This is a genomic window from Sphingomonas bacterium, from assembly GCF_903644135.1.
Lineage (GTDB): Bacteria > Pseudomonadota > Alphaproteobacteria > Sphingomonadales > Sphingomonadaceae > Sphingomonas.
On the sequence record NZ_CAHJXA010000087.1, the window covers coordinates 1 to 9,151 of the forward strand.

General features: G+C 65.9%; 8 protein-coding genes. 6 read left to right on the plus strand and 2 right to left on the minus strand.

Annotated features, from left to right (window positions below; translation table 11 throughout):
* Positions 1-213 precede the first annotated feature (213 nt).
* From HUU96_RS06515 to HUU96_RS06525, 3 genes are all read left to right on the plus strand, one after another.
* Entirely contained in the window at positions 214-2,361 is a 2,148-nt protein-coding gene (locus HUU96_RS06515) for a TadE/TadG family type IV pilus assembly protein (RefSeq protein WP_174292027.1), read from the plus strand.
* Positions 2,358-2,975 carry a TadE/TadG family type IV pilus assembly protein gene (locus HUU96_RS06520; RefSeq protein WP_174292028.1) on the plus strand — a complete coding sequence of 206 codons (618 nt, stop codon included), beginning with the start codon at positions 2,358-2,360 and terminating at the stop codon, positions 2,973-2,975. The genes HUU96_RS06515 and HUU96_RS06520 overlap by 4 nt, the downstream gene beginning before the upstream one ends.
* Before the next feature lie 89 nt (positions 2,976-3,064).
* Positions 3,065-3,706, plus strand: coding sequence for a hypothetical protein (locus HUU96_RS06525; protein ID WP_254605058.1), 642 nt, complete (start codon positions 3,065-3,067; stop codon positions 3,704-3,706).
* Positions 3,707-3,709: 3 nt separating this feature from the next.
* On the opposite strand, the gene HUU96_RS06530 is transcribed toward HUU96_RS06525, so the two are convergent.
* Positions 3,710-5,140: a pyruvate dehydrogenase complex E1 component subunit beta gene (locus HUU96_RS06530; protein WP_174292029.1), complete on the minus strand. Its 1,431-nt coding sequence runs from the start codon at positions 5,138-5,140 to the stop codon at positions 3,710-3,712.
* Positions 5,140-6,180 (minus strand): pyruvate dehydrogenase (acetyl-transferring) E1 component subunit alpha, encoded by a 1,041-nt coding sequence (gene pdhA, locus HUU96_RS06535; protein ID WP_174292030.1) that lies wholly within the window; start codon positions 6,178-6,180, stop codon positions 5,140-5,142. The genes HUU96_RS06530 and pdhA overlap by 1 nt, the downstream gene beginning before the upstream one ends.
* Before the next feature lie 168 nt (positions 6,181-6,348).
* Here pdhA and HUU96_RS06540 point away from each other — a divergent pair, with 168 nt between their 5' ends.
* The 3 genes from HUU96_RS06540 to HUU96_RS06550 all read left to right on the plus strand — a co-directional run.
* Complete coding sequence (locus HUU96_RS06540; RefSeq protein WP_174292031.1) at positions 6,349-7,620, plus strand: MFS transporter; 1,272 nt, start codon at positions 6,349-6,351, stop codon at positions 7,618-7,620.
* Complete coding sequence (cysK, locus tag HUU96_RS06545) at positions 7,617-8,537, plus strand: cysteine synthase A (RefSeq protein ID WP_174292032.1); 921 nt, start codon at positions 7,617-7,619, stop codon at positions 8,535-8,537. Before HUU96_RS06540 ends, cysK begins: the two co-directional genes overlap by 4 nt.
* Before the next feature lie 84 nt (positions 8,538-8,621).
* Positions 8,622-9,151, plus strand: a 530-nt coding sequence (locus HUU96_RS06550) for a cell wall hydrolase (protein ID WP_174292034.1), incomplete at its 3' end; no start/stop codon positions are given.

Sequence of the window (9,151 nt, forward strand, 5' to 3'; positions counted from 1 at the left end):
TGCCGGCAAGGAGACCAGCCAGCCGCCGGTCAAGGTCGAGCAACACCGCCAGCGCCGTTCGGGCGGCCGGGGCGGCATAGCCGATCGCCAGCGCCTGCTCTGCCTCACGAGGCGTGGTTACCGGCGCGTTTACCATCTTGTTTGAACCCCGGTTATCATCCCCCGCCGCATAGCCGAGCCTTCTTCCGCAAGACACGGGTGGGCATTCGCGCGATGAACTGGTTAGGCAAGCTTCGCGGGACGGCGCGCTGCAACAGCGGCGGCTTCCTGACGCGGCTCGCGCGCCACCGGGGCGGCAATACGCTCGCGATCATGGCGGCGGCACTGATTCCGATGATCGCGCTCACCGGATCGGCAGTCGACACTGCGCGGCTCTACGTCGTCAAGGTTCGGCTGCAACAGGCCTGCGACGCGGGCGCGCTCGCCGGACGCAAGACCATGGACACCACGGCATCGGCGACGACGCCGCCCAACCTCGACGCCAATGCGACGACACAGGCGCGTGCGTTCTTTGCCAATAATTTCATCAGCGGCTACATGGGCACGCCGGCGTTTACTTCGACGACGTCGCCCTACCCGTTCACGGTAAGCAAGACCGCCGACTATCAGGTCTCGGCAACCGCTACCACGACGGTGCCAATGACGCTGATGAAGATGCTGCCGTTCGGGATGCCCGCTCAGACGCTGACCGTCACCTGCCAAGCGCGCTACGATGTTGCCGATACCGACATCGTGTTCGTCCTCGACACCACCGGCTCCATGTCGTGCCTGCCGAGCCAGACCGACCCGCAGTGCGACAGCTACGTCAGCAGTGCGGGAACGACGGCCTATACGCATCCCACGGACTCAAGCCTCGGCGCAGCAAGCGGGTCGACCGGCAGTGCCAATGACAGCGTGGCCGGCTATCCTGGCTCGACCGGCTATTACGTGCCCGAGCAGAGCGGATCGCGCATCTCGGCCGTGCGCCAGGCGGTGGTGAATTTCTATAACACGGTCGCTTCCAACGCCGACCCTTCCACGCACATCCGCTACGGCTTCGTTACCTATTCGTCGACAGTCAACGCTGGCAAGGCGATCATGAGCGCGAGCCCGAGCTATATGCTTGGCGGTGCAGGCACCAACGGGAGCAATCTCTGGACCTATCAGTCTCGATACATCGACCCGACCAACACAGCCAGTCAGTACCAGGTGTCGCAGTCGTCCGCCTATGACAGCACGCCCAATGCCAGTTGCAACGGGTCGACCCGCACGCCCGCCGTTACTGGCAGCCAGCCCTATACCTTCGACACGACCAGCCGCGCCACCGTCGTCAGCAAGTCATGGGACAGTTCGCAGAACAAGTGCAAGGTCACCACGACCGTCTATGGGCCGAACTGGACCTATGGACCTGCGTCGTACGATGTCAGCAGCTTCCTGAGCAATACATCGGTGACCGATCCCAGCAAGCTCGATGGCACCACCAGCAGTTGGCAGGGCTGCATCGAGGAACGGCAGACGACAGCCGGCACCAGCTCGTTCAGCAACAGCTCGCTACCGCCGGACCTGGATCCCGACCTGATCCCCGATTCGGACCCGACCCGATGGAAGCCGATGTGGCCACAGATCATCTATTGGCGGAACTATGGAACGCTCGGTAATGGCTGGTACGGTAACACGACGAACGTCATGGATACGTCCGCGAACGCTGGCGACACCGATAAGACCGCATATTACTCTTCGAACAACGTCCCCAGCGCCTTTTCGTTCTATTACTACGGCTCGGGCAACAATGCCAACTACTTCCAGAAGGCGGGCCTTGCACCATGCGGCAAGCCGATCCGCCGCGTGTCGACGATGACGCAGCAGGATGTGACCAATTACGTCAACGCGACTGATTTCGTACCGCAGGGTGGCACCTATCACGACGCGGGCATGATCTGGGGCACGCGCCTGCTGTCAACTTCGGGCGTGTTCGCCAGTGATGTCGGCGCGTGGCCGGGACGCCAGCCGACCAACAAGATCATCGTCTTCCTAACCGACGGTTCGATGTCGCCGAGCCTGACGAGCTACAGCCTCTATGGTCTCGAATATTTCGACAAGCGGGTGACCAACGGCGATTACGCTCCGCCTGCCGCCGCCAGTCCCAACACGCAGCAGACCGCCTATCATAATGCCCGCTTTCTGGCGGAATGCTCCAAGGCGAAGTCGATGAACATCAACGTCTGGACGGTGATGATCACGACCAACGGCACACCGACAACACAGCTGTCGCAATGTGCGACGACAACGGCGCAGGCCTTGGTGAGCTCCAGCGGCAGTGACCTGAACGCGAAGTTCCAGGCGATTGCGAAGCAGGTCGCGATGCTGCGGATATCGCAATGATCCAGCGCCTCATCCGCCGGCTACGCCGCGATCGCCGCGGCGCGACCATCATCGAGTTCGCAATCATCACCCCGGTGATGATGCTGCTGCTGATGGGTTTGATGGATATGCTGTTTCAGCAATATGCCCAGTCGATCCTGACCGGCGCGGTGCAGAAAGCCGGGCGGGACTCCACCATCCAGGGAGCCGACACTTCCGCCGTCGACGCCAAGGTGGTGACAATGATGCACTCGCTGCTCGCAACGCCCAGCCAGTCCTGCCCCAGCACCACTGCGACGACATGGTGCTCGGCTCGGTTCGCTTATGACAACTTCACCGAAGTGGCGCCCGAGCCGTTCACCGACAGCAACAACAACGGCAAGTGCGACAATGGCGAGCCGTTCAGCGACGTCAACGCGAACGGGACATGGGACGCCAATCCCGGGGCCAGCGGCGAAGGCGGCGCAGGCAGCGTCGCACTCTATACAATGACCATCACCTACAAACACCTGTTTCCCGTCGCGACGATGCTCGGTTGGTCCAGCACGGCGACGATCCAAGCGTCGACACTGCTCAAGAACCAGCCCTATGCGACCCAGGCGGTGACGCCGACGATCACTGGAACCTGCCCGTGAGCCGCATATCAACCTTGCTGAGGTCCACGCGGCGGCTGCGTCACGATCGCAGCGGGCTCGCCCTGCTAGAGTTCGCCTTCACCCTTCCCGTGGTGCTCGCGGCCGGCATGTACGGTGTCGAGACCGCCAACCTGGCGCTGGTCAATCTTCGCATCAGCCAAATCGCGCTCAACCTGGCGGACGATGCGGCGCGTGTCGGCGTCACCCCGCTCAGCACGGAGCAGCTGCGTGAGGTCGATATGAACGATGTCCTGCAGGCGGCGCGTTATCAGGGCAGCAGCATCGGCCTCACCAACAGGGGGCGTGTGATCATCTCAAGTCTGGAGAACATTCAGCAAAGCTATGACGCCGCGCCGGTGCAACGAATCCATTGGCAACGTTGTATCGGTCAGAAGGGCAGTGTTTTGGCGGACAGCGCCTATAACTCAAGCTATGGTACCGCCACGCCGGTCGTTACCGCAGGCACGGATTCAACGCCTGCCAACGCCGGCACGCTCCAGCCGCTCGGGATGGGCGATCCGGGATCGACGGTGTCCGCGCCCCCTGGCTCAGGCGTGGTGTTCGTCGAGATCAATTACAATTACAAACCGCTGATCAGCAATTACCTGATCGGGACCACGTCACGTATCCACTATGTCGCGTCGTTCATCGTGCGCGACAACCGCGACTTCTCGCACATCTATCCCTCGCCGGCATCCGTGCCCTCGACCTGTGACAAGTACAACGCCTAGACGCTACCGGTAACACACCTTCCGAACCGTCTTCACCACCCGTTCCGCATCGATCAGCGCCGCCTTTTCCAGGTTCGCCGCATAAGGCAGCGGCACGTCCTCGTCGGTGACGCGCAGCACCGGCGCGTCGAGGTCGTCGAAGCCCTCCTCCATGCAGATGGTGACGATCTCGGACGCGATCGAGCAGGTCGGCCAGGCTTCGTCGACCACCACCATGCGGTTGGTCTTGGCAAGGCTCGCCAGCACCGCCGACTTGTCGAGCGGGCGCAGCGTGCGCAGGTCGATCACTTCCGCGTCGATGCCCTCGCCGGCCAGCGTCTCGGCAGCTTCGAGCGCGAGGCCGACGCCGATCGAATAGCTGACGATCGTAACATCCTTGCCCTCGCGCATCGTCCGCGCCTTGCCGATCGGCAGCACCCAATCGTCGAGCTTCGGAACCTCGAACGATCGGCCGTAGAGCAGTTCGTTCTCCAAAAACACGACCGGATCCTCGGTGCGGATCGCCGCCTTGAGCAGCCCCTTGGCGTCCTGCGCGTCATAGGGCGCGATGACGATCAGGCCGGGGACGCTGGCGTACCAGGGCGCATAGTTCTGGGAATGCTGCGCGCCGACGCGGGACGCCGCGCCGTTGGGGCCGCGGAACACGATCGGGCAGCGCATCTGTCCGCCCGACATGTAGTTGGTCTTGGCGGCCGAGTTCACGATGTGGTCGATCGCCTGCATCGCGAAGTTGAAGGTCATGAACTCGACGATCGGCTTCAACCCGCCCATCGCCGCGCCGGTGCCGACGCCGGCGAAGCCGTATTCGGTGATCGGTGTGTCGATGACGCGGGCGTCGCCGAACTCGTCGAGCAGGCCCTGGGTTACCTTGTACGCGCCCTGATACTGCGCGACCTCCTCGCCGATCACGAACACGCGGTCGTCGGCGCGCATCTCCTCCGCCATCGCATCGCGCAGCGCTTCGCGGACGGTGGTCTTGACTATCTCGGTGCCGGCCGGAACGGCGGGATCGCGAACTTCCGCGTCGTGCTTCGCCGCATCGAACATCTGGAGCGCGCCGGTCTCGACCTGGTGCGGAGTGTTGCTCTCCGGCACCGGCGGTGCCTCGTCGGCGGGCTGCTCCTCCTTGGTGGCGACGTTGGCGTCCTCGCCCGAGCGTTCCTCGGTGATCGCGTCCGCGTTCCCGGCCGCACCATCCTCCGCCAGCGTCATGATGACGGTGCCGACCTTTACGTTATCGGTACCCTCGGCGACCAGGATCTTGCCGACGACGCCCTCGTCGACCGCCTCGAACTCCATGGTCGCCTTGTCGGTCTCGATCTCGGCCATGATGTCGCCGGACTTGACCTCGTCGCCCTCCTTGACCAGCCACTTGGCGAGCGTGCCCTCCTCCATCGTCGGGGACAGCGCCGGCATCTTGATCTCGACGCCCATCAATAGGACTCCACCAGCACGTCGGTATAGAGCTCGGCCGCTTCCGGCTCCGGCGTGCTCTCGGCGAAGTCGGCCGCCTCGCTGACCTGTTTGCGGGTAGCCTGCTCGATCGCCTTCAGCTCGTCCTCCTTGACGCCCTGCTCCGCGAGCAGCCGCTTGACGTGCTCGATCGGGTCGGACTTGTCGCGCACCGCCTGCACCTCGTCGCGGCTGCGGTACTTGGCGGGATCGCTCATCGAGTGGCCGCGGTAGCGATAGGTCTTCATCTCCAGGATGATCGGCCCCTTGCCGGCGCGCACCCAGGCCAGCGCCTCCTCGGCGGCACCGCGGCAGGCGAGGACGTCCATGCCGTCGACCTGGATGCCGGGTATGCGGAAGCTCTCGCCGCGCTTGTAGAGCTGGTCCTCGGCCGACGAGCGATGGACGCTGGTGCCCATCGCATACTGGTTGTTCTCGATGACGTAGATCATCGGCAGCTTCCACAGCTCGGCCATGTTGAAGCTCTCGTAGACCTGCCCCTGGTTGGAGGCACCGTCGCCGAAATAGGCGAGGCAGACGCCGCCGTCGTTCTTGTATTTGTGGCTGAACCCCAGGCCGGTGCCAAGCGAGACCTGCGCGCCGACGATGCCGTGGCCGCCGTAGAACTTATGCTCGACGCTGAACATGTGCATCGAGCCGCCCTTGCCCTTGGAGATGCCGGCGGCGCGGCCGGTCAGCTCCGCCATGACGTCCTGCGGCGGAATCCCGCACAGGAGCATATGGCCATGGTCGCGATAGCCGGTGATGACGCTGTCCTTGTCGCTCAGCGCCGACTGCAGCCCGACCGCGACCGCCTCCTGGCCGATATAGAGGTGGCAGAAGCCGCCGATCAGCCCCAGCCCGTACAGCTGCCCCGCCTTCTCTTCGAAGCGGCGGATCAGCAGCATGTCCTTGTAGAAGCGCAGCAACTCGTCTTTCGACGCTTGATAGGGTTTGGGTTCGCTGGGACGCTCGCGATTGGGGATCGGTGGCTCTGCTGGACGACTGGGGGCTTTTGCCACTGACGGACCTCAACTCGAAGATGAACCGCCGCTATAGGCCCGGTCGCCCCTGCTTCGCAATCGGATGCGGGCCGGTGCGGGGCGGCGGAGGCGACAATCGGCGCTGCGCCCGCCGGTAGTGCAACTTGGTTGCCCTGCGCCCGCCTCGCCGCCTAAGGCGAGCCGCCCATGGCTGCTCCCCACCCGTTCCGTATAGCCAATTTCCGGGCCTATTGGGTCGCGCGGCTGACGACGACGCTGGCGCAGAACGCGATGATCATCGTCATCGGCTGGCAGACCTATCGCATCGCCCGCACCACCATGGACCAGCAGCATGCCGCCGCGCAGCTCGGGCTGATCGGGCTGCTGCAATTCTTTCCGCTGTTCCTGACGACGCCGATCACCGGGCTGGTCGCCGATCGCCTCGACCGCCGGCTGATCGCGCGGGTGACGCTGACCATGCAGCTCGCGGCGGCGCTGATCCTAGGCTGGACCACCTGGTCGGGCGCGATCGGGCTGCCGGTGATCTTCACCGTCGCGGTGCTGCTCGGCCTCGCCCGCGCCTTTGCGGGGCCGGCGCTGGGAGCGCTTGCGCCCAATCTCGTCCCGCCGGAGATGCTGCCGACCGCGATCGCGCTCAGTTCGACCTCGTGGCAGGGCGGCGGCATCGTCGGCCCGGCGATCGGCGGCTTCGCCTATGCCGCCGCGCCGTGGCTTGCCTACGCCTTGGCCAGCGCACTGTTCGGCCTGGCGCTGGTCGCGGTCTTCCTGATCGGGCCGGTGCCGCGGCCGCCACGGCAGACCGGCGTGCACCCGCTGCGCCAGATCGCCGACGGCCTAGGTTATGTCTGGCAGAACAAGCTGGTGCTCGGCTCGATCACCCTCGACCTTTTCGCGGTGTTCCTGGCCGGCACCAGCGCGCTGCTGCCGATCTATGCCGCCGATTTGCTCCATGTCGGCGAGCGGGGATTGAGTTTGCTCGCCGCAGCCCCCGCGGTCGGGGCGGGCGTGACGGCGGTGCTATTCTCGCTGCGCCCGCTGAAGACTCAGGTCGGTCCCAAGATGCTGGGCGCGGTGATCGTCTATGGCGGCGCGACGATCGTCTTCGGCCTGTCGCGCGCGATGCCGCTCAGCTTCTTGGCGCTGGCGATCGCTGGGGCGGCGGACATGTTCTCCGTCTATATCCGCAGCTCGCTGATCCAGCTCCATACCCCCGACGCGATGCGCGGGCGGGTCGGCGCGGTGTCGCAGCTCACCATCTCCGCCTCCAACGAGCTGGGGGAGGCCGAGTCGGGCTTTCTCGCCTCGATCCTCGGCGCGACCGGGGCGGTGATGGTCGGCGGCGGCGGCGCGGTGGTGGTGACGCTCGCCTGGATCTTCCTGTTCCCCGCGCTGCGCCGGGCGCGGACATTCGACCCCCCTGCCGCGTTGGAGCGGACGGCATTGGAGATGACCCCATGAAGGCAGACACCATCCTCGACACCATCGGCCACACCCCGCACATTCGGGTGCAGCGGCTGTTCCCCGGGTCCGAAGTGTGGATCAAGTCGGAGCGGTCCAACCCCGGCGGCTCGATCAAGGACCGTATCGCCCTCGCCATGATCGAGGCCGCGGAGGCCGGCGGCCAGCTCCAGCCTGGCGGCACGATCATCGAGCCGACCAGCGGCAACACCGGCGTCGGCCTGGCGATGGTCGCGGCGGTCAAGGGCTACAAGCTGGTGCTGGTGATGCCCGAGTCGATGTCGCTGGAGCGCCGCCGGCTGATGCTCGCTTATGGCGCGACCTTCGACCTGACCCCGCGCGAGAAGGGGATGAAGGGTGCTATCGAGCGCGCGCTGGAGCTGGTCGAGCAGACCCCCGGTGCCTGGATGCCGCAGCAGTTCGAGAACCCGGCCAATATCGACGTCCATGTCCGCACCACCGCGCAGGAAATCCTGGAGGACTTCGCCGACGCGCCGATCGATGTGCTCATCACCGGCGTCGGCACCGGCGGCCACATCACCGGCGTCGCCGAGACGCTGAAGAAGACCTGGCCGGGCCTCAAGGCCTATGCGGTCGAGCCCGCCGCTTCGCCCGTGATCGCCGGCGGCCAGCCGGGGCCGCACCCCATCCAGGGCATCGGCGCAGGCTTCATTCCCGCCAACCTCCACACCGCCGCGATCGACGGCGTGATCGAGGTCGACGCCGCCGTCGCCAAGGACATGGCGCGGCGCGCGGCGTCCGAGGAGGGGATGCTGGTCGGCATCTCGTCCGGCGCGACGCTGGCCGCGATCCTGCAGAAGCTGCCCGACCTGCCCGACGGCGCGCGCGTGCTGGGCTTCAACTACGATACCGGCGAGCGCTATCTGTCGGTGCCTGATTTTCTGCCGGAAGCCTGACGGGCGGCGCTGATGGCCGGTGAACTGCTGCTCGACGCCGGGATGCGGGCCCGGCGTGCGTCCGCCCCAGCGCCGTTGACCCTCATGCTGGTGCTGATCGCGGCGCTGGCCGTGCTGGTGCCGACGCTGGTGGTGCTGCGCTCGACCGGGCCGCAGCGCTATCGCGACATCGTCGCCATTCCCGCGCGGGTGGTGCCGCGTACCGAATTACCGCCGGTCGAGCCGGTCAAGCTGGTCGACCTCGCCCCCGACGATGCGCGCCGCTACAACGCCGCCCAGCCTTTCTCGGTCGATCCCGTCCCCGCCGCGCGCCCGTTCCGCTTCACCGGCGGCAGCGATGACCGCGCCCGTGCCACCGACTGCCTGGCCGCGGCGGTGATCTATGAGGCGGGCGACGACGCGATCGGCGAGCGTGCGGTCGCGCAGGTGATCCTCAACCGACTGCGCCACCCGGCCTATCCCAAGACGGTCTGCGGCGTCGTGTTCCAGGGATCGGAACGCACCACCGGTTGCCAGTTCACCTTCAGCTGCGACGGGGCGCTTTCCCGCTGGAAACCGTCCGAGGCCGGCTGGCGGCGCGCGCGCGAGGTCGCGGCGGCGGCGCTGGCCGGGTC